At 71.5% G+C, this 22,667-nt stretch carries 22 protein-coding genes; 9 read left to right on the plus strand and 13 right to left on the minus strand.

Features of this window, described 5'->3' with window-relative positions:
- Positions 1 to 9: 9 nt before the first annotated feature.
- From ACERZO_RS32970 to ACERZO_RS32995, 6 genes are all read right to left on the minus strand, one after another.
- Positions 10 to 1,167: a cytochrome P450 gene (locus ACERZO_RS32970; protein ID WP_372669301.1), complete on the minus strand. Its 1,158-nt coding sequence runs from the start codon at positions 1,165 to 1,167 to the stop codon at positions 10 to 12.
- 38 nt (positions 1,168 to 1,205) lie between these two features.
- Positions 1,206 to 2,477, minus strand: coding sequence for a methylaspartate mutase (locus tag ACERZO_RS32975; protein ID WP_372669303.1), 1,272 nt, complete (start codon positions 2,475 to 2,477; stop codon positions 1,206 to 1,208).
- Entirely contained in the window at positions 2,474 to 2,950 is a 477-nt protein-coding gene (locus ACERZO_RS32980; protein WP_372669305.1) for a cobalamin B12-binding domain-containing protein, read from the minus strand. The genes ACERZO_RS32975 and ACERZO_RS32980 overlap by 4 nt, the downstream gene beginning before the upstream one ends.
- Entirely contained in the window at positions 2,947 to 4,161 is a 1,215-nt protein-coding gene (locus ACERZO_RS32985; RefSeq protein ID WP_372669307.1) for a type III PLP-dependent enzyme, read from the minus strand. Before ACERZO_RS32985 ends, ACERZO_RS32980 begins: the two co-directional genes overlap by 4 nt.
- Positions 4,158 to 5,606: an AMP-binding protein gene (locus ACERZO_RS32990; RefSeq protein WP_372669309.1), complete on the minus strand. Its 1,449-nt coding sequence runs from the start codon at positions 5,604 to 5,606 to the stop codon at positions 4,158 to 4,160. The genes ACERZO_RS32985 and ACERZO_RS32990 overlap by 4 nt, the downstream gene beginning before the upstream one ends.
- A 939-nt stretch (positions 5,607 to 6,545) precedes the next feature.
- Positions 6,546 to 8,021, minus strand: coding sequence for an AMP-binding protein (locus tag ACERZO_RS32995; RefSeq protein WP_372669311.1), 1,476 nt, complete (start codon positions 8,019 to 8,021; stop codon positions 6,546 to 6,548).
- Positions 8,022 to 8,150: 129 nt separating this feature from the next.
- On the opposite strand from ACERZO_RS32995, the gene ACERZO_RS33000 reads away from it, so the two are divergent.
- Positions 8,151 to 8,396 carry a phosphopantetheine-binding protein gene (locus ACERZO_RS33000; RefSeq protein WP_086674110.1) on the plus strand — a complete coding sequence of 82 codons (246 nt, stop codon included), beginning with the start codon at positions 8,151 to 8,153 and terminating at the stop codon, positions 8,394 to 8,396.
- On the opposite strand, the gene ACERZO_RS33005 is transcribed toward ACERZO_RS33000, so the two are convergent.
- Both ACERZO_RS33005 and ACERZO_RS33010 read right to left on the minus strand, forming a co-directional pair.
- The gene (locus ACERZO_RS33005) at positions 8,389 to 9,348 is read right to left on the minus strand and encodes an ACP S-malonyltransferase (protein WP_372669313.1); all 960 of its coding nucleotides are present in this window, start codon (positions 9,346 to 9,348) and stop codon (positions 8,389 to 8,391) included. The two genes, ACERZO_RS33000 and ACERZO_RS33005, sit on opposite strands and share 8 nt — an antisense overlap.
- Positions 9,341 to 10,288 carry a proline iminopeptidase-family hydrolase gene (locus tag ACERZO_RS33010; protein WP_372669315.1) on the minus strand — a complete coding sequence of 316 codons (948 nt, stop codon included), beginning with the start codon at positions 10,286 to 10,288 and terminating at the stop codon, positions 9,341 to 9,343. Before ACERZO_RS33010 ends, ACERZO_RS33005 begins: the two co-directional genes overlap by 8 nt.
- Before the next feature lie 275 nt (positions 10,289 to 10,563).
- On the opposite strand from ACERZO_RS33010, the gene ACERZO_RS33015 reads away from it, so the two are divergent.
- From ACERZO_RS33015 to ACERZO_RS33025, 3 genes are read left to right on the plus strand one after another with little or no spacing between them, the layout of a single operon-like run.
- The gene (locus ACERZO_RS33015) at positions 10,564 to 11,826 is read left to right on the plus strand and encodes a nucleotide disphospho-sugar-binding domain-containing protein (protein WP_372669317.1); all 1,263 of its coding nucleotides are present in this window, start codon (positions 10,564 to 10,566) and stop codon (positions 11,824 to 11,826) included.
- The gene (locus tag ACERZO_RS33020) at positions 11,817 to 12,932 is read left to right on the plus strand and encodes a sensor histidine kinase (protein ID WP_372669319.1); all 1,116 of its coding nucleotides are present in this window, start codon (positions 11,817 to 11,819) and stop codon (positions 12,930 to 12,932) included. The genes ACERZO_RS33015 and ACERZO_RS33020 overlap by 10 nt, the downstream gene beginning before the upstream one ends.
- Positions 12,933 to 12,952: 20 nt before the next feature.
- Complete coding sequence (locus ACERZO_RS33025) at positions 12,953 to 13,606, plus strand: response regulator transcription factor (RefSeq protein ID WP_372669321.1); 654 nt, start codon at positions 12,953 to 12,955, stop codon at positions 13,604 to 13,606.
- Between the two features lie 6 nt (positions 13,607 to 13,612).
- Here the strand turns inward: ACERZO_RS33025 and ACERZO_RS33030 are convergent, their stop codons facing one another.
- From ACERZO_RS33030 to ACERZO_RS33040, 3 genes are read right to left on the minus strand one after another with little or no spacing between them, the layout of a single operon-like run.
- A complete protein-coding gene (locus ACERZO_RS33030; protein ID WP_372669323.1) occupies positions 13,613 to 13,786 on the minus strand; it encodes an acyl-CoA carboxylase epsilon subunit in 174 nt (57 codons plus the stop codon).
- Positions 13,786 to 15,351 (minus strand): acyl-CoA carboxylase subunit beta, encoded by a 1,566-nt coding sequence (locus tag ACERZO_RS33035; protein WP_372669325.1) that lies wholly within the window; start codon positions 15,349 to 15,351, stop codon positions 13,786 to 13,788. The genes ACERZO_RS33030 and ACERZO_RS33035 overlap by 1 nt, the downstream gene beginning before the upstream one ends.
- Positions 15,344 to 16,102 carry a thioesterase II family protein gene (locus ACERZO_RS33040; RefSeq protein ID WP_372669327.1) on the minus strand — a complete coding sequence of 253 codons (759 nt, stop codon included), beginning with the start codon at positions 16,100 to 16,102 and terminating at the stop codon, positions 15,344 to 15,346. Before ACERZO_RS33040 ends, ACERZO_RS33035 begins: the two co-directional genes overlap by 8 nt.
- Before the next feature lie 187 nt (positions 16,103 to 16,289).
- On the opposite strand from ACERZO_RS33040, the gene ACERZO_RS33045 reads away from it, so the two are divergent.
- A complete protein-coding gene (locus ACERZO_RS33045; RefSeq protein WP_372669329.1) occupies positions 16,290 to 16,691 on the plus strand; it encodes an ATP-binding protein in 402 nt (133 codons plus the stop codon).
- Here the strand turns inward: ACERZO_RS33045 and ACERZO_RS33050 are convergent.
- Positions 16,688 to 17,068: an STAS domain-containing protein gene (locus ACERZO_RS33050; RefSeq protein ID WP_372669331.1), complete on the minus strand. Its 381-nt coding sequence runs from the start codon at positions 17,066 to 17,068 to the stop codon at positions 16,688 to 16,690. The two genes, ACERZO_RS33045 and ACERZO_RS33050, sit on opposite strands and share 4 nt — an antisense overlap.
- Before the next feature lie 384 nt (positions 17,069 to 17,452).
- A complete protein-coding gene (locus tag ACERZO_RS33055; RefSeq protein ID WP_372669333.1) occupies positions 17,453 to 17,761 on the minus strand; it encodes a helix-turn-helix domain-containing protein in 309 nt (102 codons plus the stop codon).
- Positions 17,762 to 17,964: 203 nt separating this feature from the next.
- Here ACERZO_RS33055 and ACERZO_RS33060 point away from each other — a divergent pair, with 203 nt between their 5' ends.
- From ACERZO_RS33060 to ACERZO_RS33075, 4 genes are all read left to right on the plus strand, one after another.
- Positions 17,965 to 19,347 carry an FAD-binding oxidoreductase gene (locus ACERZO_RS33060; RefSeq protein WP_372669335.1) on the plus strand — a complete coding sequence of 461 codons (1,383 nt, stop codon included), beginning with the start codon at positions 17,965 to 17,967 and terminating at the stop codon, positions 19,345 to 19,347.
- Positions 19,344 to 20,729, plus strand: a complete 1,386-nt coding sequence (locus ACERZO_RS33065) for a carboxylesterase/lipase family protein (protein ID WP_372669337.1) — start codon at positions 19,344 to 19,346, stop codon at positions 20,727 to 20,729. The genes ACERZO_RS33060 and ACERZO_RS33065 overlap by 4 nt, the downstream gene beginning before the upstream one ends.
- Positions 20,729 to 22,297 (plus strand): helix-turn-helix domain-containing protein, encoded by a 1,569-nt coding sequence (locus ACERZO_RS33070; protein WP_372669338.1) that lies wholly within the window; start codon positions 20,729 to 20,731, stop codon positions 22,295 to 22,297. The genes ACERZO_RS33065 and ACERZO_RS33070 overlap by 1 nt, the downstream gene beginning before the upstream one ends.
- A gap of 117 nt (positions 22,298 to 22,414) precedes the next feature.
- Complete coding sequence (locus ACERZO_RS33075) at positions 22,415 to 22,627, plus strand: DUF5988 family protein (protein WP_372669340.1); 213 nt, start codon at positions 22,415 to 22,417, stop codon at positions 22,625 to 22,627.
- The last annotated feature ends 40 nt before the right edge of the window (positions 22,628 to 22,667 follow it).

Genomic DNA, 22,667 nt, shown 5'->3' on the forward strand with positions numbered 1-22,667 from the left:
GGCAGGGAATCACCACGCGATGCGCAGGAGCGACGGCCCCCGCACGATCACGCCGTACTCCCACTTGACGCCCTCGCGGCCGTCCGCGAACCGCAGGTCCGGGAACCGCTCGAGGATCGCCTTCAACGCTTCCTGCAGTTCCAGCCGGGCCAGCTGCGCGCCGATGCAGTGGTGCGGGCCGTGCCCGAACGCCACGTGCGGGTTCGGCTTGCGCGTCAGGTCGATGCGGTCCGGGTCGGCGAAGACCTCCGGGTCGCGGTTGGCCGCGTGCAGCGCCGGCAGCACCGGGTCGCCCGCGCGCACGACGACGTCGCCGAAGCGGATGTCCTCGGTCGCGTACCGGGCGAACATGGCCGCGGTGTTGATCGGCACGTACCGCAGCAGTTCCTCGATCGCCGTCGGCATCAGCTCCGGGTCCGCACGCAGCTGCTGGAGCAGTTCCGGGTTCGTCAGCAGCGTGAAGACGAAGCTGGGCAACGCCGTCGACACCGTCTCGACGCCGCCGGTGAGCAAACCCGCGCCGGCGATCGAGATCAGCTCGTTCTCGGTCAGCTTGTCCCCCGCGTCGCGGGCGTAGACCAGCGCGCCGAGCAGGTCGTCGGTCGGCTCCTCGCGGCGCTGGGCGACCAGCCCGGCGACGTAGTTGTCGAGCTGGTCGCCGTAGACGTCCAGCACGTCGCCCTTGGCCGTCGCGTCGCTGACCAGCGCCTGGGTCCACTCGCGGAAGATCTTGTGGTCCTCCTGCGGCACGCCGAGCAGGTCGCAGATGACGGTGACCGGCAGCGGCCGCGCCAGCTCCTCGACGAGATCGGCGCTGTCGCCGTGGGCCTGCATGTCGTCGAGCAGGCGGTTCACCAGATCCTTGACGCCGTCGCGCATCTGCTCCAGGCGGCGCGCGGTGAACGCCTTGCTCACCAGGCGGCGCAGGCGGGAGTGGTCCGGCGGGTCCATCCCCATGATGCCGTCGCCCATCTGCTGGCGGCGCATCCGCGGCTGGTCGAGGCCCTGCGCGAGCTCGCGGCTGAACCGCGGGTCGGTCGTCACCAGCTTGACGTCGGCGTACTTCGTCGCCAGCCAGGCCGGTTCGCCGAAGGGCATCTGCACCCGGCTCATCGGCTCTTCGCGCTGCAGGACGTGATACTGCTCGGAAACGGAGATCTCGTGCATGTCGAACGGATACGCACGGACTGTCCGGCGTGAACTCGTCACGACTCGCCCCCAATCGCTCTCATCGGTTGTTCCAGCGCCTCGGCGTCGAAGGCGTTCTGGACGTGGGAAAGCGCCGACATCAGCGTCGACGACGTGATCCGGTCGGCGTGGCGGCGTTCCACCACGCGGTGCAGCGGCAGCGACCCGAGCTCGGACCAGCCGAGCCGGCCCGCCGGGTCGAGGTAGCTGCGTGCCTGCCCGGCGTTATCCGGGTGCAGGCAGTACGGGACGTCGAGCAGGCCGCGCTTGAACGCGACGACGATCGCGCGGCCGAGGTCGGCGTGGCTGTTCAACACGGCGTCGACGAGCGCGTACGCCTCGCGGTAGACCTGGTTGTCGGCGTCCACAGTGGACTTCTCGGTGACCGCCCGCGCCGCCGCGCCCGCGTGCTCCAGTGCCGCGACGTTCTCGGCGACGGTCGGGATCCGGTGCGCCTCCGCGGTCGTCTTGACGATCAGCCGTTCCGACCCGGTCGTCACGGCCAGTTCGGCCGCCCGCCCGAGCAGGCTTCGCGCGCCGTCGGAAGTCCGCGGGAACAGGCCCATGTAGGCGTAGATGACGACGTGCCAGGTGGCGTCGGGCAGCAGCTCGGCGCACAGCCGGCGCAGCGCGGACACCGCCTCCTGGTCCTGCGCCATGTTCGTCTGCTGCGCGTAGCTCACCGAGATGCTGCGCACGCCCTTGCGGTAGAAGAACAACGCCTCGAGCACCGACAGCGCCACCAGCTCGCTCGGCGGGCACAGCTGGCCCATCATGCAGCCGCCGAACGTCTCCAGGTGCGGCCGACCGGCCGGGTGCTCGGCGTCCAGCAGCAGGTCGCAGCAGTGCGCCCAGTTGCGCACCGACTCGTCGAGCGGCGTGCGGCTGTAGGGCAGGCAGTAGGACACCGGGCCGCCCTCGGTGGCGTGCAGGCCGGCGGCGATCATGGCGCGGAAGATGTCCGCGGGCCGCGCCGAACCGTGCCGCACCTGCACCGGGAAGTCCGGGCCCTCGAGACCGTCGAGCATGCCGCGGGTGACCTCGGGCGGGTGGTTGACGATCGGGTAGCCGTTGAGTGCGATCCCGTTGCTCAGCGCGTGCGCCACGGAAGCGGTGTCGCACACGCGGGTGTAGCTGTCGAGCGTGACGGTGCCGACGGTCGCGGCGGCCGCGTTCTTCGTCGCGGCCAGCCCGGCGCGCATCACGGCCGGGTCCGCGAACCCCATGCGCGGCTGCACGACCAGTTCGCCGGCGGCGTGGCGCCGCGCGACGAACTCTTCGAAGCTCACGCCTCCACCTGGGTGGCACCGGCCGAGAGCGTGGCGGCGAACCGGCGGAAGGAGCCCGCGCCCTGCTGGTCGTCGAAGACCGCGTCGAACCCGGCGAGCAGCAGCTGCGCGGTCTCTTCCGCGGTCAGCGCCCCGCCGACGCCGAGCTTGCCGCCGATCACCACCGGCAGGCGGCGCAGCTCCGGGAGGGCTCGGATCCGCTGGATCACGCGCAGGCCGTCCTGGTGGCCGTGGCCGTTGACGCTGCTCAGCACGAGCATCGCCGGGCGGCGGCTCAGGCACTCCGACTCCAGCAGCTCGTCGGGCACGCACGCGCCGAGGTTCACGACGTCGAAGCCGAGCTCGCCGACGAGCAGCTCTAGGTAGACCAGGTTCCAGGTGTGGGAGTCCGAGGCCATGCTGCTGACGATCACCGTCCGCCGTGGCGGCTCGGTGACGATGCCGGTGCCGTAGGCCCGCAGTTCTTCGGTCATGGCGAAACCTCGTACACGCGCTGGTAGTCCAAACGCGACACCGAGAGGACCTTGTCGCCGCGGACCACGACCTCCGCCGGCGTGGGCCGGCCGAGGAAGCTGATCAGGCTGGCGGTGACGCCGTAAGCGCCGACGTTCGGCACGGTGACGACGTCGCCGGACGCCAGTTCGGGCAGCTTCGCGGCCTTGGCCAGCGAGTCACCGGGAGTACACAGTGGACCGACGAGGCTGCCGACCACGTCCCCGGTCTCCTCGACCCCGACGGCCGCGGGCAGCAGCCGGCCGATCCCGGACAGCCCGCCGACGACGTTGATCCCGGCGTCCAGCACGACGAACCGGCTGCCGCGGCTGTCCTTGACGTTGACCACGCCGGCCAGCAGCGAACCGCAGCTGCCGGACAGGTAGCGGCCGGACTCGCAGGCCAGCTCGATCCCGCCGTCCCGCCACTCGGGCAGGTGCAGGTTGAGCAGCGTTTCCAGGCCGGCGCGCAGCTTCGGGTAGTCGGTGCGCGGGCCGGGCACCGCGTACGGCGAGGAGAAGCCGCCGCCGATGTCCAGGACCTCCAGCGGTAAGCCGACTTCGTCGCGCAGCCGGGCGGCCGAGGTGAGCACGAACTCGTACTCGCCGAGCAGGGCGTCCTCGTCCTGGGCGTTGCTCATGGTGAAGAAGTGCGCGCCGACGACCCGCGTGCCCGGCACCGCTTTGAGCGTGGGCATCAGGTCGGGCAGCGTCTCGGCGTCGATGCCGAACTGCGACGGGCGGCCCATCATCCGGATACCGGTGCCGCCGCTGCTCGCGGTGGTGTTGACGCGCAGCAGCGCGGACGCGGTGACGCCCTGGTTTTCGGCCGCCGCGCCGACGTGCTGCAGGTCGGTCAGCGACTCGACGGAGAACAGCCGGACCCCGGCGGCGAGCGCGTGCTCCAGCTCCTCGTTCGTCTTGCCCGGCCCGGTGTAGAGGATGCCGGCCGGGTCGAACCCGGCTTCGAGAGCGTTCACCAGCTCACCGGTGGAGCTGATCTCCGCGCGGCAGCCGCCGCGGCGCAGCTCGCGCCCGATTTCGGGATGGGGGTTGGACTTCAGCGCGTAGAACAGCTGGAAGCCTTCGGGCAGCAGGCCGAAGAGCTGGTCCCGCGACTCGGCGACGACGTCGAGGTCGTAGACGTAGGCGGGCGTGCCGTACTTCGCGGCGATGCCGTCGTACTTGCTCATGCGCGGGCCCCCTCGACCAGCTGTGCGAGTTCCTTGGTGGCGTTCTTGCCGTGCGCCGTGAGCGGGAACTCCTCGACGACGTGGCACAGCGACGGGACCTTCTGCGGCTCGAGGCGCTTGGCCAGCTCGCGCAGCACGGTCGTGGGCGGCAGGTCGGTCTCGACGCAGATGGCGAGGTCCCGCGTCTCGCTCGGCGGGATCGCACCCGCCGCGCGGACGCCGGGGATGTCCATCGCCGCGGCTTCGATTTCCAAAGTGGACATCCGGATTCCCTTGCGCTTGAACATGTCGTCGCGGCGGCCCTCGAAGTAGAGGTAGCCGTCGGCGTCGAGGCGGCCGTAGTCGCCGGTGTGCAGGCGCGGCTCGCCGGTGGCCTCGTCGCGACGGAAGGCGCGGGCGGAGATCTCCGGGGCCCGCCAGTAGCCGGGCATGACGTGCGGCCCGGCGGCGACGATCTCGCCGATGTCCCCGGCGGGCAGCTCGGTCCCGTCGGCGGCGAGGATCAGCACGGACGTGCCGGGCAGCGGCAGCCCGGACGAACCGGGGCGCTCGGTGTCCTCGTCCGGAGGCATGATCGTGATCCGCTTGCACTCGGTCTGGCCGAACTGGCGGACGACCTTGACCCCAGGGAACGCTTCGCGCAGCTGCGCGATGGTGGAGTCCGGCAGCGCGGCACCGGTGTTGGTGAACAGGCGCACGGGCGCGGCCGGCTGGGTGTCGCGCTGCGCCAGGGTGGCGATCATGGTGGCCAGCGACGGCACGATCGGCACGACGGTGGCGCCGACCTCCCGCATCCGCTGCAGCAGCCGCAGGTCCGACTCGGCGTCGGCGAGCACGATCTCGCTGCGGCCGAGGGTGCTCAGCAGCACCTTGTAGAGGCCGTAGTCCCAGGACATCGGGAACCGGCAGAAGACGACGTCGTCCTGGCGGTACCCGAGGACCGCCTGGATGGCGCGGGAGGCGAAGGTGACCTGGCGGTGCGGACCGATCACGCCCTTGGGGGCGGCGGTGCTGCCGGAGGTGTAGACGAGGACGGCGATGTCGTCTTCGGTTGTTTCGGCGGCTTCCGCCTGCTGTCCTTGCGCCTTTTCGACTTCCGTCCAAAAGGGACCGAAGTTGTCCGGGGTGAGCACGAGGACGGGCTCGGCGTTGGCCACGACGGAGTCGAAGTGGAACTTCTTCATGGCCGGGTTGATCGGCACGAAGACGGCCCCGCGGCGGGAGGTCCCGTAGAAGAGCGCGACGAGCGCCCGATCGGTGGGCAGCTGCACGACAACGCGCTCGCCCTGCCCGACACCGCGCCGGGCGAGCACTACGGCAACGGCGTGGCTCCACGCCTCGAGCTCACCGTAGGTCCAGGCACCGACGCGGTCCCGGACGGCCGACGCCCCGGCCGCATCGGCCGCCGCGGCATCGAGCAGAGAATGGACCAGAGAATCGTTCACGACTGCCACTCCGTAGGACTCGAAGGATAACCGGGCCGGCGTGGAAGACACACCTGGAGACCTACGGAAAACTAGCCGCGCCGACCTGCGGATCCACACCCCTAACGGCCCCTAAGCCCAGCCCCGGGGCCCGGGCGCGCCAAAGCGGTCGTGAGTGTTCAGGGCAGTTGAAACTGCCCTGAACACTCACGACCAGCGGCGGGAGACTGCACGAGGGTCGGGGGCCCGCCGAGCCGGTTTCGGCCGCGGCCGGGCTAGCCGGTGCCGGGCTGGCCGCGGCCGGTTCGGACGACATGAATGAGTCATTCATGTCGCCAGATGACAGGGTCCCGGCAAAGTCGGATCGGTGCGGCCGGTCCGGAGGCCGGTGACGTCATGAACGAGTCGTTCATCTCGCCGGATGCGATGAACGAGTCGTTGATGACTACCGGAACTCGGCGGTCCGCCGAGGCGCCTCTTCGGCCCGGCGTTCCGCGGGCGGGGCGGGAACAGCTGTTCTGCCAAAGCCCTTCCGGCACCCCGAAGCTGTCATGGTGACTACGGCCGGCAACACCGCGTCAAGGCGGGAAAGATGCCTTGACCCGGCGCTGCCGGCCGTGTTCTGGCTTCGGATCGGGGTGCGGGGGAGTCTGGGTTCTCGTCGGTGCCCGTTCTCGGGGGCCTCTCGCCTTTGGTGTCGGCTTTGTGGCTAGGCGATGGGCAGCCGTTCAGGCGGCGGATGGCGGGACGGCATGAACGAGTCGTTCACCTCACCGGATGCGATGAACGCGTCGTTGATGACCATCGAAGCTCGGCATCCCGCCGAAGCGCCTCTTCGGCCCGGCGTTCCGCGGGCGGTGGTGCCGGGTGGAGCATCGCCCACCCGACTTTGCCGGAGCCCTGTCGCCAGGCGACATGAATCACTCATTCATGTCGTCTGGCGACCGGACCCCCAGCCCATCACGCAACCGGAGCGGGTGCGAGGATCTCCGCCGCCCGAGCCGCCAACGTCTTCCGGTCGATCTTGCGGTTGGAGTTCAACGGGAACTCCTCGACATGCCGGTAATGCCGCGGAATGACCCCCTCCGGCAACACCGCCCGCAGCGCCCGGACCATCTCCAGCACCGGCCGCTCGCCCCCCGTGTAGAACACGAACAGCTCGGTCCCCACGTCCCCGGCCACGCCCAGCGCCACCGCGTCCTGGATGCCGCAGTCGCGCAACGCGTGCTCGACCTCCGTCAGCTCGATGCGCCACCCCAGCACCTGCACCTGGGAATCCAGCCGGCCCAGGTACGCCAGCCCGTCGGACAGCCGCCGCACGCGGTCGCCCGTGCGGTAGAAGCGCCGGCCGTCACGGTCCAGGAAGCGGCCCTGCTCGTCGGCCGGGTCCAGGTAGCCCGGGGTCATCTGCGGGCCCGCGATGCACAGCTCGCCCTCGACGTCGTCGCCGTCCAGCAGGACGTAGTCGTGGCCCGCGTGCACCGCGCCGATCGGCACCACGCCGTTCACCGCCACCTGCGGCGTCACGACGTCGTCCCAGCGGTAGCCCGACACCGTGATCGTCAGCTCGGTGGGCCCGTACAGGTTCTCCACCAGGGACGACGACGCCGCGGCCCGCCAGTCCGCCGTGTCGCGGACCGTCAACGCCTCCCCCGCGAAAAAGCTCCACCGCAGGCCCGGAAGCGCGCCCGGGGTGAGGCCGCCCGTGCGGCGGACCAGGTCGATCGCGCTCGGCGTGGAGAACCACACCGTCAGCCCGCGCTCGGCCGCGAACCGCGGCAGGTTGCGGTACGCCCCGCCCGGCAGCACCACCGCCGGCGCCCCCGCGCCCCACGCGCAGAACAGGTCGAACATCGCGCAGTCGAAGTTCAGGTCGAACGTCTGCGAGAACACGTCGTCCGGCGTGAAGTCGTAGCGGGAATCGAGCAGGCCGAAGTAGTGGTCCACCGCCGCGTGCCCGATCCGCACCCCCTTGGGCCGCCCGGTCGACCCGGACGTGAACAGCACGTACGCGGTGTCCGAAGAAGGCGCCAGCGGTGCCGACAACGCCTGCGAAACAAGCGGGTCCCCAAGCACCGGCACTCCCGCAGGAGCCACCGCCCGACCCCGTTCGTCGGCGACGAGCACGTCGACCCCGGCCGCCGCGACCATCTGGGCGGTCCGCGCCGCCGGGAAGTCCGGACGCAGCGGGACGACCGTCGCGCCGGCGTACAGCCCGGCCAGGATTCCCGCGTACGCCGTGACTCCCTTGCCGGCCAGCACCCCTACGGTGCGGGCGCCCGCCTCGGCCAGCGCGCCGCCCCACAGCAGGGCCAGGTCGTTCAGCCGCTCGTAGCTCAGGGCCTGGTCGCCCACGTGGACGGCCACGCCGCCGCCGGAACGCTCGAGGCCGCGCAGGAACCGCGTGTGCAGCCCGCTGGTGAGTCCGGTGTCCATCGAAGTCCTCCGCAATGAATAGGGGTGCCGATGCGTCGATCCGGGACGGCGACGCGCGGTAGAGTCCAAAACCGAACCGGGCGGTCGGTTTCCTCTCGGTAGATCCCAACCTAGCGATCCGGAGTAGCCATGTGGGACAGCACTTTCGACGAGACCCTTCGCACGTTCCTCCCCTTCCTGCCCGCCGAGGAGGCGCTGACCGAAGAGACCCCGCTCCGCGAGTACGGGCTGGACTCGCTCGCCACCGTGGAGCTGCTCTCGGTGCTGGAGCAGAGCTACAACGTGCGGTTCGAGGACGACGCCCTGAACCTGGAGACGTTCGAGAACCCCGGCCGGCTGTGGACCACGCTGTCCGCGCTGCAGCCCGCTAGCTGACCCGCGACGGTCCTGCGCCCCGGCGGCGGGGTTGCAGGGCCATGCGCGGGTTGACCGTCACGACCTCGAAGCGGCTCGTGGTCACGCGGACGCGCCCGAACAGCGTGTCCGGCCCCGCGACCCAGAGCTTGCGCACGCCGTTGTCCGCCAGCGTGTGGACGACGTCCGGCCAGCGCATCGGCTTGACGATGCTGTCGAGCAGCATCGTGCGCACCTGGTCACCGGTACGCAGGATCTCGCCGTCCTGGTCCGCGACGATCGGCAGCAGCGGGTCGTGGAACTCCAGGTCGCCGAGCACCTCGTCCTCCGCCTTGCGACGCAGTGCGCCGAACGCGCGCGAGTGCAGCGGCGGCCGCATCGTGTAGAGGGAGAGCCCGCCCATGCTCCGGACCGTCTGCTTGAGCCAGTCGAGGTTCTTCTCGCGCACGGAAACCATGTAGAAGTCGTGGTCGATGTAGCACGAGATGTCGAACCACTCGCCCTTCGAGTCCAACTGGGACAGGGCGTCCTTCAGCTTCTCTTCCGGGGTGCGCACGAACGAGTGCGTCACGACGTCGGTGTACTCGGTGTCGAAGAACTCGGTCAGGCAGCGCGCGAGCTCCGCCGTCATCCAGACCGCGTCCGGGAAGGTCAGCGACCCGGCGTACACGCTGGCCGGCTTCTCGCCGAAGCTCGGGCCGGCGCAGAAGTCGGGGCTCATCCCCTGCTCTTCTTCGGCCCATTCGGCGAGCGCGACGCAGGTGAGCATGAACCCGACCTGCGCGTACGGCGAATAGTCGCCCTCGGTTTCGCGGAAGCGGTCGACCAGCGAGTAGCCGAGCCGCTCGTTCGCCTCCCCGATCAGCCGGCGGGCGAAGGGGTTGATCAGCAGGAACTTGCCGAAGTCGGCGAAGCGGCACGGGCTCATGCCGGGGAAGACGACCGCCGATCCCGGCCGGGTGGCCTCATCCATGACTGGCGACCTCTCGTTCGACCCGGCTCGCGGGTGCGGTGGGGTGGACGTCCCGCAGGAACTCCAGCAGGACTTCGCGGAACCGCTCGGGTTCCTCGAGGTGCGGGACGTGGCTGGAGTCTTCGAAGATCTCCCAGCGCACGTCGTGGATCCGGTCGAAGTACGGCTGGATCGTGACGGGGGTGGCTTCGTCGTGGCGCCCCGAGACGAGCAGCGTCGGCACTTCGATGTCGTCGAGCAGGTCGATCACCGAGTAGTCCTTGAGCGTGCCGGTGACGGTGAACTCGCTCGGCCCGTTCATCGTGGCGTAGACGGTGTTGTCGTCCGCCATCTCCATGAACGAGGCCAGGTAGTCGGCGGGCCACGGCAGCACGCGGCAGACGTGCCGGTCGTAGAACGCGCGCATCAGCTCGAAGTACTCGGGCGCGCCGGTGGTGCCGGCGGCTTCGTGGGCCCGCAGCTGGTCGTCGACGCCCGGCGGGAGCTGGGCGCGCAGCACGTCCATCTCCTGGCGCCACAGCGGGTAGGACGCCGGCGAGTCCGCGATCACCAGCCCGCGCAGGCCGTCCGGGCGCTGCGCGGCGTGCCGCGCGACGACCAGGCCGCCCCAGGACTGTCCGAACAGGACGTAGTTGTCCTCGATGCCCAGGTGCTGCACCAGGTTGTCCAGCTCGTCCCCGAACAGCTCCGGCGTCCAGAAGTCCGCGCCCTTGCCCGGCAGCCGCGTCGAGCCGCCGCTGCCCAGCTGGTCGTAGTGCACCACCGGGAACCCGTGCCCGGCGAGCGAGCAGAGGTTCAGCAGGTAGTCGTGCGTGCTCCCCGGCCCGCCGTGCACCACGACGACGGCGGGTGCTTCGCCCCCGGTATCCCCGGTGACTCGGTACCAGGTGCGGTACCCGCCGAAGGGCACCCAGCCCTTCGTGATCGGTGCCACGGCCATGCTCATCACCTCTGTTCGTATCCCTCGCCCCGGCACACGCGGCCGGACCCACGTTCATGTCTAGCCGTCGCGGCCCCGCCGGAACCAGCCCCTAAGGGGCGTCTAAAGCCGTTCCAAATCCACTCCGGATCCCTAGCGCACGGCAGCGCCCGGGAGGAAGGATTCCGGGCGGGAACAGGGGTTGCCGACCCCTACCGGCGCGTTGCCGGGTCGGCCTGGCGGCGCACGCGCACTACTTTCTAGACAGCAGCAGCCGACTTCCGGGGAGTGCGTCCATGCGCGTCATGATGATGGTGTTCCCGACGAGGACGCACGTCTACAGCATGGCCCCGGTCGGCTGGGCGCTGGCCGCGGCCGGCCACGAGGTCCGGTTCGTCGGTCAGCGCAACCCGCGCGAGGTGGCGTCGTTCGCCGAGACCGGCCTCGACGCGATGTGGTTCGGCGACGAGCTCGACATCGCGCGCCACCGCCAGCTGCAGATGGACGGCGACAACGCCATGCAGGGCGGCTTCCGCATCTCCGAGAGCCGGCCCGAGCGCTACACCGAGGAGTACGTCCGGACCGTCTACGAGCACTGGGTCGAGGTCTTCCGCTGGACCACCCCGGACGCGCTGCTCGACGAGCTGGTGCGGTTCGCGAAGGGCTGGAAGCCGGACCTGGTCGTCTGGGACCCGATGATCTACGCGGCCCCGATCGTCGCGCACGTCCTCGGCGTCCCGCACCTGCGGATGATGTACGCGGCCGACCAGACCGCGCGGATCGCCGCGCAGTACCGCGACTTGCGCGCGAACCACCCCGAAGACACCTCGCCGGACCCGTTCGTCGAGTGGATGTCCGCCGCGGTGGGGCGCTTCGGCGCGGAGTACGACGAGGCGCTGCGCCACGGCGTCAAGACGCTCGACTGCCACCCGTCCTACCTGCGCTACGAAGGCGTCGACGTCGACTACGTGCCGGCGCGGTTCATCCCGCAGAACAAGCCGATGGCCATCCCCCGCTGGGTGCTGGAGCCGCCGGAGCGGCCGCGCGTGATGCTGACGCTGGGCATCTCGAACCGGCAGGTGCTCGGCGTCGAGGAGACGTCCGTGGCCGACCTGCTCGACGGGCTCGCCGACCTCGACGTCGAGGTGATCGCGACGCTCAACGAGTCCCAGCTCGCCTCGGTGAAGAAGATCCCGGACAACGTGCGCGCGGTGGACTTCGTGCCGATGTACGAGCTCCTCGCGAGCTGCTCGGCCATCGTGCACCAGGGCGGCGGCGCGACGATCGGCAACGCCGTCGTCAACGGCGTGCCGCAGCTGATCATCCCCGGCACCACCTGGAGTGAGCGGGTTTCCGCCGTCGCGCAGGAGAAGCGCGGCAACGGCCTGGTGCTCGACCTCGAGGACGTCACACCGCAGTCCGTCCGAAGTGGACTGGAGAGACTGCTGACGGAACCGTCGTTCCGGGCCTGCGCGCTCGAGGTCCGGGACGAGATGCTGGCCACGCCGACCCTCGACGACCTCGTGCCGGAGCTGGAACGGATCGCGCGATGCCGGTGACCGGGCGGCCGAAGGTGGTGCGCACCATCGGCTTCCTGATCGCGAGCCTGCCGCTGCGGATCTTCGCGTTCGTGCTCGTGCTCGTCACGATGGTGCTCGGCATCGCCACCACCATGCTGTGGATCGGCATCCCGATCCTGATCGCCGCCACCTCGCTCGTCCGCGGGTTCGCTGACCTGGAACGGCGCTGGGCCGGCGCCATGCTCGGCGTCGACATCCCGGCGCCCCGGCGGCGCCCGCACGGGCCCGGGCTGCTGCAGACGTGGCAAGCGCGGCTGGTCGACCCGGTCACCTGGCACGAGGTGAACTACGTGCTGCTCGCGTTCCCGCTGGGCATCGTGGAGTTCGTCGCCGGGATCGTCTCGGTCGCCGTGCCGCCGTTCGGGATCTTCGTCGCGCCGCGGATCGGGGCGATGCACACCGCTCTGACGGCTTCGATGCTGGGGCCGAACCGGACGCAGCAGCTCGAAGCCCGCACGCGGCAGCTGAGCGACTCGCGCGCCCGCGGTGTCGACGCGGTCGAGGCCGAACGCCGGCGCATCGAACGCGACCTGCACGACGGCGCGCAACAGCGGCTGGTGGCCGTCGCGATGAGCCTGGGCCGGGCGCAGCTGAAGCTCGACAACGACGACTCGTCGGCCGTGCGCGAGCTGATCGGCGCGGCGCACGCGGACGCCAAGCTCGCGGTGTCCGAGCTGCGCGACCTCGCCCGCGGGATCTACCCGCCGGTGCTGCAGGACCGCGGCCTGGACGCGGCGCTGTCGTCGCTGACCGCGCGGCTGCCGATCCCGGTCGACGTCGAGGTGACCGTCGAACCGCGTCCGCCGGCGCCGGTGGAGACCACGACGTACTTCATCGTCAGCGAGACGCTGACCAACATCACCAAGCACTCGGGCGCCGACCGCGCGACGGTGCGGGTGACCCGCGACGACGAGACCGTCGTCGTCGAGATCGTCGACAACGGCCACGGCGGCGCGTCCGTGCGGCCGGGTGGCGGCCTGGCCGGGCTCGCCGACCGGGCCGCCACCATCGACGGCGTGCTCACCGTGGTCAGCCCGGTGGGCGGGCCGACCGTGGTCCGCGCCGACCTGCCCGTCCGCTGGTGAACCCCCTGGGAGTGGGAACAATGCGTGTCGTCATCGCCGAAGACTCCGTCCTGCTGCGGGCCGGCGTGCAGAGCCTGCTCGCCGACGTCGGCATCGAGACCGCGGCCGCGGTCTCCAACGGCGACGACCTGCTGGTCGCCGTCCGCGAGCACCACCCGGACCTGGTCATCGCCGACGTCCGGATGCCCCCGACGTTCACCGACGAGGGCCTGCGCGCCGCGCTGGCGGCCCGCAAGGAAGTGCCGGGCCTGCCGGTGCTGGTGGTGTCGCAGTACGTGGAGGGCAGCTACGCGGTCGACCTGATCGCCGAGGGCACGTCCGGCGTCGGGTACCTGCTGAAGGAGCGCGTCGCCGACGTGCGCGAGTTCCTGGAGGCGGTCCGCCGCGTGGCGGGCGGCGGCTCGGCGATCGACCCGGACGTCGTCGCGCAGATGCTGTCCCGCAACCGCGACCCGCTGCACGCCCTGACGGCGCGCGAGACGGAGGTGCTGGGGTTGATGGCCCAGGGTTTGTCGAACGCGGCGATCGCGAAGCAGCTGGTGGTCACGCAGGGCGCGGTGGAGAACCACATCAGCAACATCTTCGCGAAGCTGGGCTTGGAGGCGAGCCGCGACGAGAACCGCCGCATCCGCGCGGTGCTGACCTATTTGGACAGTACGAACGTCCGCGCCTGAGCGGGCTCAGCTGCGCCAGCTCGTCGCCGGCCGGAACCGCGGCCGGCGGCGAGGACGCGCCGGCTTCGGCGGTTCCGGCGCGGCCGGCCGGGCGCCGACGGCGGCCAACACCGCCATCAGCGCCGCCAGTTCCGTCTCATCGGGCGCGCCGCGCAGGACGCGGACCACCGGGTCGCCCATCAGACCGGCGGGTTCCCGTGCTTGCGCGCCGGAATCTCGGCGTGCTTGGTGCGCAGCATCGCCAGCGACCGGATCAGCAGCGACCGCGTCTCCCCCGGCTCGATGACGTCGTCCACGAGGCCGCGCTCGGCCGCGTAGTACGGGTGCATCAGCTCCGCGCGGTATTCCTTGATCTTCAACGCCCGCACCGCTTCCGGGTCGTCGGCCGCCTTGATCTCGCGGCGGAAGATCACGTTCGCCGCGCCCTCGGCGCCCATCACCGCGATCTCGTTCGTCGGCCACGCCAGCGAGACGTCGGTGCCGATCGAACGCGAGTCCATCACGATGTACGCGCCGCCGTAGGCCTTGCGCAGGATCACCTGCACCCGCGGCACGGTGGCGTTGCAGTACGCGTAGAGCAGCTTTGCGCCGTGCCGGATGATGCCGCCGTGCTCCTGGTCGACGCCGGGCAGGAAGCCGGGGACGTCCACCAGCGTCACGAGCGGGATGTTGAACGCGTCGCACGTCTGCACGAACCGCGCGGCCTTCTCGCTCGCTTCGATGTCCAGCACCCCCGCCAAGACCGCGGGCTGGTTCGCGACGATCCCGACGACGTGCCCGTCCAGCCGCGCGAGCGCGCACACGACGTTGGTCGCCCAGCCCGCGTGCACCTGGAGGAACTCGCCGTCGTCGACGATCTCCGCGATGACGTCGCAGATGTCGTACGCGCGGGCCGGGTCGACCGGCACGACGTCGAGCAGCCGGTCGGTGCGCCGGTCGGCCGGGTCGGCGGCCGGCACGTGCGGCGGTGCCTCGTTGTTGTTGGCCGGCAGCAGGGACAGCAGGTACCGGACGTCGGCCAGGCAGGTCGCCTCGTCGTCGTAGGCGAACGCGGCGACACCCGAGGTCGCCGCGTGCACGTCGGCGCCACCGAGGCCGTTCTGCGTGATCTGCTCGCCCGTCACCGCCTGCACGACGTCGGGACCGGTGATGAACATCTGCGACGTTTCCCGGACCATGAACACGAAGTCGGTCAACGCGGGCGAGTACGCCGCGCCGCCCGCGCACGGGCCGAGCATCACCGAAATCTGCGGGATGACCCCGGAACAGCGGGTGTTGCGCCGGAAGATGCCGCCGTACCCGGCGAGCGCTGTCACGCCCTCCTGGATCCGGGCGCCGGCGCCGTCGTTGAGCGACACCAGCGGCGCGCCCGCGGCCTCGGCGAGGTCCATCACCTTGTGGATCTTTTCCGCGTGCGCCTCGCCGAGGGCGCCGCCGAAGACCCGGAAGTCGTGGGCGTAGACGAAGACCGTCCGGCCGTCGACCGTGCCCCAGCCGCAGACGACACCGTCGGAGTGCGGCCGCCGCTGCTCCAGGCCGAACCCGGTCGCCCGGTGCCGGCGCAGGGCCTCGAGCTCGGTGAACGAGCCGGGGTCGAGGAGCAGCTCGATCCGCTCGTGCGCGGTCAGCTTGCCGCGCTCGTGCTGCCGCCGCGTCGCGGCTTCGTCCGGCCCGCGGCGCGCCGCGTCCTTGGTCTCCCGCAGTTCGTCGAGCCGGTGGGCGAACGCGGCCGGTGCCTCAGACACGGACGCCGCCGAGTTCGGCGGCCAGCCGCCCGAGGATCACGTCCTGGTGGCGGGTGAGGAAGAAGTGGCCGCCGGACAGCTCCACCAGCTCGAACCCGCCGGAGGTGTGGTCCGCCCACGACTCGACCTCGTCGAGGGTGGCCATCGGGTCGTCGGAGCCGGTGAAGGCGACGATCGGGGTCGCCAGGGGCTCGCCCGGGGTGTCCCGGTACGTCTCGACGGCGCGGTAGTCGTTGCGCACCACGGGCAGGATCATCCGGACGACGTCGTCGTCGCCGAGGAGGTCCATTTCGGTGCCGCTCAGCTTGCGCAGCTCGTCGAGCACGCCCGCGTCCGTCCGCGTGTGCACGCTTTCGTCGCGCACCCGCGAAGGCGCGCGCCGCCCGGAGACGAACAGTCCGGCGACGGGCACGCCGGCCCGTTCGAGGCGGCGGGCCGTCTCGTAGGCGACCATCGCGCCCATGCTGTGCCCGAAGAGGGCGAGCGGGCGGTCGGTCTTGTCCCGCAGCAGGTCCGCGACGCGGTCGGCCATGGCACCGATGCTGGTCAGGAACGGTTCGTGGCGCCGGTCCTGCCGGCCCGGGTACTGGACGGCGAGGACCTCGACGTCCGGGGCCAGTGCCTTCGCCACGGGGAAGTAGAAGGTGGCCGAGCCGCCGGCGTGCGGCAGGCAGACCAGCCGCGCCTTCGCCTCGGGTGACGCGGCGAACCGGCGGAACCAGTTCTCCTCGCCGTTGTCGCCTGCGACCATGTCGTCCCCCGCCTTCCGGGTCGGAGTCTCCGTCCGGCCAAGCTAGCCAGCGCGATGGCGGGCCAACGACCCCTAACGGCCCCTAAGGACCCGACTCGCGAGTAAAAGCGGCCGGACCGGGTACGCATTCCGGGAAAGTGCCGCCCTCGTGGGGAAGGGCGGCGTCAGGAGGAGTCGCGCTGTGCGGGTGAGCTGGAACGGAGCCGATCAGGCGGGGTGGCACGTGCTCGACGTCGCCGGTGCCGACCGGCCCGGGCTGACGGCCGCCCGGCGGTGGGCCGAGGCCAAGCTGGGCACGCTGCCGGAAGCGGACCTGGTCGACGCGCTGATCGTCGTCGGAGAGCTGCTTGAGAACGCGTACGTCCACGGCGGTGGGCCGCGGCAGCTGCGGATCCACCACGCGCACGACCCGTGCGAGGTGACCGTGGCCGTCGCCGACGTCGGGAGCGGCGAACCGAAGATGCGCGTCCCCGACCACGGCGGCGGCCGCGGCCTGCTGCTGGTGGACCAGCTCAGCCTCGACTGGGGCGTGACCCACCACGACGACGGAAAGCTCGTCTGGGCCCGCGTTCAGTGCGAAGAGGGCTAGGCCAGTTCCCGTGCCAGTCCGAGCCAAGCAAGCGCTTCCCCGGTGCTCGCGTGCACCGGCAGCAGGTGCTCCAGCCGCAGCACGGCGATCGGCCGCAGCAGGGCCCGGGACCGGCTCGCGACCGCGAACGGCACGCCGCTCGCGGCGGCTTCACCGGTGGTGTCGAGCAGGATCGTCAAAACGCGGGCGCTGCAGAACGTCACGGCCGAAGCGTCGAAGACGACGGCCGCCGGGGCCAGGCGGAGTTCTTGGCGCAGCAGGGTTTCCAGGTGTTCGGTGACGGCGAGGTCGAGCTCGCCGGTGACGGTGACCACGCTGGCGTGCGCGGTCGTGGTGACGTCGAAGACGGCGGGCGGGAAGGTCTGAGGAGCGAGCATTCGCGGAAGGCCTCCTTGGCACAACGCCGCGAGGCCGGACACCGAGTCCGGGCACACGGGCAGCCCGGGTGGGGGCTGGCGGGGTCGAGGCACGACGGCTGCAGGCTGAACCGATGTCCTCTTCACCCTACAAGCGATGCGCAAGCGTTGCACGGTGGTGGTGGCGCGACCCACGTGAGAGCTGGGTGGTCTACCGCGGCGGAAAGCCCGGCTCTGCGGGTTCGACCTCCCCCGCCCTCCGTTCGGATTGTTCGTCGACGCCCGGGTTTGTCAAGGCGGGAAAGCGTGCCTTGACAAACCCGGTCGTCGACTGGAATGCGGCGTGGGAGGAGGGCGGGGGAGGTCTGGTGATGCTGTGCTCTCTTTGCGCTGCCGGCTTCCCGTTTACCGGTGGCGGTTGCTCCCGTTCACCGTCTTCCGCCGGAACCGGGCTGGCGTGGTGCCTAGTTCTGCGCGGAATGCCCGGGTGAATGCCGACTTCGATCGGTAGCCCACCCGGTCCGCGATCGTTGCCACCGGTGCTTCCGACGTGGTCAGCAGCTCGGCCGCCGCCATCATGCGGGCGCGGGCCAGGAACGCTCCCACCGTCATTCCCGTCTCCCGGACGAACCGTCGCAAAAAGGTCGCGCGGGACAGGTCGAGGACAGCGGCGCCGTCGCGAAGGTCGTTTACGAAAAGGACGGCGAGACGCACGAAGTCGAGGCCAGTGCGCTGCTGCCGGCCGCCGTCCGGTCACCGACGCCATTTACACGCACCCGAGTTCGACCGAGGCGTTCAACGAGGTCATCCCTGTGGGGTGAGCACACTCGCGGGCGCGTCCGGTGTGCACTCTCCCCATGGCCAGACCGGCGCCGCCGCCCTAGCGTGGGAACCCGGTGACGAGGAGGTTCCCGCGGATGCTGATCGACGACCTGGCCGCCGTGCTGCCGGCGGACCGGCTGGTCCGTGACCCGGACGTCGTGGCGGGCTTCGCCCACGACGAGGCCGAGTGGGCGCCCTGCGGCCGGCCCGCGGTGGTCGTCCGGCCGCACACCGCCGAGGAGGTCCAGGCCGTGGTCAAGGCCTGCCTGGAGCACCGGACCCCGCTCGTCACGCGCGGCGCCGGCACCGGGCTCTCCGGCGGGGCGAACGCCGTCGACGGCTGCGTCGTGCTGGTCACCGACCGGCTCACCGCGATCAAGGAGATCGACGAGCGGGAGCGGTACGCCGTCGTCGAGCCCGGCGTCGTCAACGACGACCTGCGTGCCGCGTGCGCCGAACGCGGGCTCTGGTACCCGCCCGACCCGGCCAGCTCGCCGTGGTCGACCATCGGCGGCAACGTCGCCACCAACGCCGGCGGCGTCTGCTGCGTCAAGTACGGCGTCACCCGCGACTACGTCCTGGGCCTGCGGGTCGTCACCGGCACCGGCGAGCTCGTCCGGCTCGGCCGCCGCACCGCCAAGGGCGTCGCGGGCTACGACCTGACCGGGCTCATGGTCGGGTCGGAAGGCACGCTGGGCGTGATCACCGAGGTCACCGTGCGGCTGCGGCCGGCCCGCGCGGCCGAACGGACGATCGCCGGGTACTTCGACACGACCGTCGCCGCCGGGCAGGCCGCCGCCGCGGTCGCCGCCCGGGGTGTGCTGCCCTCGGCGCTCGAGCTCGTCGACCGGCACTGCCTGGCCGCCGTCGACCAGTGGAAGAACATGGGCCTGAGCGCCGACGCGAACGTCGTGCTCCTCGCCCGCACCGACTCCCCCGGCGCGCTCGGCGAGCACGAAGCCGCGGAGATCCTCGACTGCTTCGAGCAGGCGGGCGCGACCTGGGCCGCGCAGTCGACCGACCAGGCCGAGGCCGACGCGCTGTTCTCCGCCCGCCGCCTGGCCTACCCCGCGCTCGAACGGCTCGGCCCGGTGCTCACCGAGGACGTCTGCGTCCCGACCCAGGCCGTGCCCGAGATGCTCGCCCGCATCGACGCGGCGGCTCAGCGCCACGGCGTCCTCATCGCGAACGTCGCGCACATCGGCGACGGGAACCTGCACCCGCTGCTGGTCACGCCGGCCGGCGACGACACCGCGCGGAAGAGCGCCCAAGCCGCGTTCGACGACATCATCGCCGACGCGCTCGACCTCGGCGGCACCGTCACCGGCGAGCACGGCGTCGGCCTGCTCAAGCAACCCGGCCTCGCGCGCGAACTCGGTCCCGCCGTGGTCGGACTGCACCGCGCGGTCAAGAAAGCCTTGGACCCGCAGAACATCCTCAACCCCGGCAAGGTCTTCCCCGAAGGGACACCCGCATGATCGTCCGCACCACCTCCGGCGACGTCCGCGGCAAGCCGATCGCCACCGGCGTCCGGTTCCGCGGCATCCCCTACGCCGCCGCACCCGAGGGCGAGCGGCGGTTCGCCGCGCCGGTCCCGGCCCCGGCGTGGGACGGCGTGCGCGACGCCCGCGAGGCCGGACCCACGGCACCGCAACGGCAGCGGACGATCCCCGGCCTCGACCTGTCCGCCGTGGTCGGCGGCGGCTGGCGACCCGGCGGCGAGTACCTGACGGTCGACGTCTGGACGCCGGACCCGGGCGCCTCGGCGCTCCCGGTGCTGGTGTTCGTGCACGGCGGCGCGTTCATCGGCGGCACCGGGTCGGCCCCGGCCTACGACGGCACCGCGTTCACCCGCGGCGGCGCGGTGCTGGTGACCGTGCAGTACCGGCTCGGCGTCGACGGCTTCGTCCCCTTGGCCGGCGGCGACACCAACCTCGGCCTGCGCGACCAGCTCGCCGCGCTGCACTGGGTCCAGGACAACATCGCCGCGTTCGGCGGCGACCCAGGCAACGTGACGCTCTTCGGCGAGTCGGCGGGCGCGATCAGCGTCGCGTGCCTGCTCGGTTCGCCGCTGTCGGCCGGCCTCTTCCGCCGCGCGGTCGTCCAAAGTGGACACGCGAACATGGTGCGCGGACGCGCGGAGCTCGAGCGGCTCGCCGGGGTGATCGCCGACGGGCTCGGCGTCGAACCCACCGCCGCCGCGTTCCGGAAGCTGCCGACCGAGCGGCTGCTCGACGCGCAGGACGCCGTCCTCAAGCCCGGCGGCGGCCCCGACCTGCGCGGCGAAGACGGGCTGGACCGCAGCTACGGCCTCAGCCCGTTCCTCCCGCTGGTCGGCGACGACGTCTTGCCGCGGCACCCCGGCGAGGCGATCCGCGCCGGTGCGGGCGCCGACGTCGACTTGATCGCCGGCACTTGCCGCGAGGAGATGCTGCTCTACTTCGGCCCGACTGGGCTGCTCGACGTGCTGACCGACGAGCAGGCCGTCGCGATGCTCTCGGCGTCGCACCCGGACGCGGCGAACGTCCTTCGCGGGTACGGCCTGGGCGACGGCCGGAAGGCGGGCGAGGTGTTCGTCGAGGCCATGACCGACCTCGTGTTCCGCGACGGCGTTCGCGAGCTGGTCGATGCCCACCAGGGCCGTTCGTTCCGGTACGAGTTCGAGTGGCGGGCCCCGCGGCTCGGTGCGTGCCACGGCATGGAGCTGCCGTTCGTGTTCGACTCCCTGGCCGCGTCCGCCGCCATCGTCGGCGACGACCCGCCCGCGGAGCTGGCCCGCGAGGTCAACGGCGCTTGGACGCGGTTCGCCGCCACCGGCGACCCGGGCTGGGCTCCGGCCGAGACGACGCGCCTGGGCTGATGGACGCCCACGGCCTGCGTGAGCTGTACGACCTCGTCCTGCGCCTGTCGGCGGTCCACGACCTCGACGCGCTGGTGCAGGAGGTGGTCGACCACGCGCGGCGGCTGCTCGGCGTCGACGTCGCCTACCTCGCGCTGGCCGAGCCCGACGGTGCGCTCGTCATCCGGGTCACCGACGGCTCGCTCGGCCCGCGGCTGCGCGGCGTCGTGCTGCCGCCGCACAGCGGGCTGGCCGGGCAGGTGGCCGACACGGGCGAACCGGTGCAGAGCGCCGACTACCTCGGCGACGCCGCGCTGACGCACCTCGGCGAGGTCGACCGCGTCGCCGAAGCCGAAGGCCTGCGCACGATCCTCGGCGTGCCGCTGCGGTTGCGCGGAAGGGTCGCCGGGGTCCTGATGGTGTCGCAGCGGGCGGTGCGCCGGTTCACGGCGGCGGAGTCGTCGCTGCTGACGTCGCTCGGCTCGTTCGCCGCGATCGCCATCGAGAACGCGAAGCTGGTCACCGCGCTGGCGGAGGCGAACGACCGGCTGGAGCGGGCCGTCCGGCTGCACGACCGGCTCGGCGCGGTGGCGCTGCACGGCGGCGCGGCCGAAGACGTCGTCGTGCCGCTGTCGGAACTGGTCGGCGGGCTGGTGCTGGTCGCCGACGAGCACGACGAAGTCCGCGCGGCCGCCCGCGCCGGCTCGCTCGTGGACGCGCGGCTCTCCGGGAGGCCGTCCCGGTTGTTCGCCTCGGCGAGTGCCCGGCGCACCCGGGTGGACGAGCGGGTGGTCACCGTGCCGGTGGCGTCGGCGAACGCGTATTTCGGGGCGCTGCAAGTGCTTTCCGACGCGCCGCTCGCCGAGGCGGACGTCCGGTTGCTGGAGCGTTCGGCGACGACCGTCGCGCTGGTGGCGTCGGTCGAGCGCGCCGAACGCCGGACGGTCGAGGAACTGGTGGAGCACCTGGTGACCCGCCGGGTCCGCGAGATTCCGGCGTACGCCCGGGAGCTGCGGCGCCCGCACCTGGTCGTGGTGAGCGAGGACCCGCGGCTGCGGACCCTCGCCGCACTTTCGTCCACTGTGGATGGCCGGCTGGTCGCCCTGGTCCGCGCCGACGAGGCGACGGTCCGTTCGTGGTCGCTGGGCACGACCGGCCTGGCGGGTCCGGCGACCGGGCCGGCCGCGCTGGCCGATGCGTACGACGACGCGGCCGCGTGCGTCCGTGTCCTGAACGCGTTGGGACGCAAAGGTTCGACGGCGTCGCCCGCCGACCTGGGCCCGTACCGCTATCTACTCAGCCAGGCCGGGCGCGAGGAGGCCGGCACGTTCGTCGCCCGCACGCTGGGTCCGTTGCTGGCCCACGACGAGGAGCGCGGCACGGACCTGACCCACACGGCGGAGGTGTTCCTGCGATGTGGCCGTCGCAAGACCCCGGCGGCCGAGGAGCTGACGATCCACCCGAACACGCTTTACCAGCGCTTGGACCGCATCACGGCGTTGCTGGGCGAGGACTGGCAAGAGGGCGACCGCGCCTTGGACGTCCACTTGGCACTGCGCATCCACCGCCTGGCCGCCGAACTCGCGTAAAACCCCTACCGTCAACCCCTGTACGGGCCGATTGACACAGCGAGCGCACGTCAGGGATCGTCGAGAGACGAACAACACATTTTTCCCTCCGCGTAGACGAACCCACGGAGCTGACTCATGACGAATATCAAGGTGACGCTTTCCGGCGGTCCGGCAGAACTGGTCGAACGGCACCGGGAATGGACGGTCGGCGACCTCGGCGAAGTCGCGAAGGTCGGCTTCGGCGCGGGATACGAACACTTCTCCCACGCGGGCGAGTTCACGACGACCAGCGGCGGCGACCAAGTCCCGGTGTTCGCCTGGTGCGGCCGCACGAGAGTAGCCGAATAACCCACGACCGGTCGTGAGTGAGAAACAGGGTTGGAACCCT

Source organism: Amycolatopsis kentuckyensis (assembly GCF_041679295.1).
Classification (GTDB): domain Bacteria; phylum Actinomycetota; class Actinomycetes; order Mycobacteriales; family Pseudonocardiaceae; genus Amycolatopsis; species Amycolatopsis kentuckyensis_A.

Excerpts from the sequence above, each read along its gene's own strand:
- ACERZO_RS33060 (WP_372669335.1), top strand. The coding sequence starts at position 17,965 with ATGCTGATCGACGACCTGGCCGCCGTGCTGCCGGCGGACCGGCTGGTC.
- ACERZO_RS33000 (WP_086674110.1), top strand. The coding sequence starts at position 8,151 with ATGTGGGACAGCACTTTCGACGAGACCCTTCGCACGTTCCTCCCCTTC.
- ACERZO_RS32980 (WP_372669305.1), bottom strand. The coding sequence starts at position 2,950 with ATGACCGAAGAACTGCGGGCCTACGGCACCGGCATCGTCACCGAGCCG.
- ACERZO_RS33065 (WP_372669337.1), top strand. The coding sequence starts at position 19,344 with ATGATCGTCCGCACCACCTCCGGCGACGTCCGCGGCAAGCCGATCGCC.
- ACERZO_RS32995 (WP_372669311.1), bottom strand. The coding sequence starts at position 8,021 with ATGGACACCGGACTCACCAGCGGGCTGCACACGCGGTTCCTGCGCGGC.
- ACERZO_RS32970 (WP_372669301.1), bottom strand. The coding sequence starts at position 1,167 with ATGCACGAGATCTCCGTTTCCGAGCAGTATCACGTCCTGCAGCGCGAA.
- ACERZO_RS33050 (WP_372669331.1), bottom strand. The coding sequence starts at position 17,068 with ATGCTCGCTCCTCAGACCTTCCCGCCCGCCGTCTTCGACGTCACCACG.
- ACERZO_RS33005 (WP_372669313.1), bottom strand. The coding sequence starts at position 9,348 with ATGGATGAGGCCACCCGGCCGGGATCGGCGGTCGTCTTCCCCGGCATG.
- ACERZO_RS33075 (WP_372669340.1), top strand. The coding sequence starts at position 22,415 with ATGACGAATATCAAGGTGACGCTTTCCGGCGGTCCGGCAGAACTGGTC.
- ACERZO_RS33070 (WP_372669338.1), top strand. The coding sequence starts at position 20,729 with ATGGACGCCCACGGCCTGCGTGAGCTGTACGACCTCGTCCTGCGCCTG.
- ACERZO_RS33025 (WP_372669321.1), top strand. The coding sequence starts at position 12,953 with ATGCGTGTCGTCATCGCCGAAGACTCCGTCCTGCTGCGGGCCGGCGTG.
- ACERZO_RS33020 (WP_372669319.1), top strand. The coding sequence starts at position 11,817 with ATGCCGGTGACCGGGCGGCCGAAGGTGGTGCGCACCATCGGCTTCCTG.
- ACERZO_RS33040 (WP_372669327.1), bottom strand. The coding sequence starts at position 16,102 with ATGGTCGCAGGCGACAACGGCGAGGAGAACTGGTTCCGCCGGTTCGCC.
- ACERZO_RS33015 (WP_372669317.1), top strand. The coding sequence starts at position 10,564 with ATGCGCGTCATGATGATGGTGTTCCCGACGAGGACGCACGTCTACAGC.
- ACERZO_RS33010 (WP_372669315.1), bottom strand. The coding sequence starts at position 10,288 with ATGGCCGTGGCACCGATCACGAAGGGCTGGGTGCCCTTCGGCGGGTAC.
- ACERZO_RS33030 (WP_372669323.1), bottom strand. The coding sequence starts at position 13,786 with ATGGGCGACCCGGTGGTCCGCGTCCTGCGCGGCGCGCCCGATGAGACG.
- ACERZO_RS32985 (WP_372669307.1), bottom strand. The coding sequence starts at position 4,161 with ATGAGCAAGTACGACGGCATCGCCGCGAAGTACGGCACGCCCGCCTAC.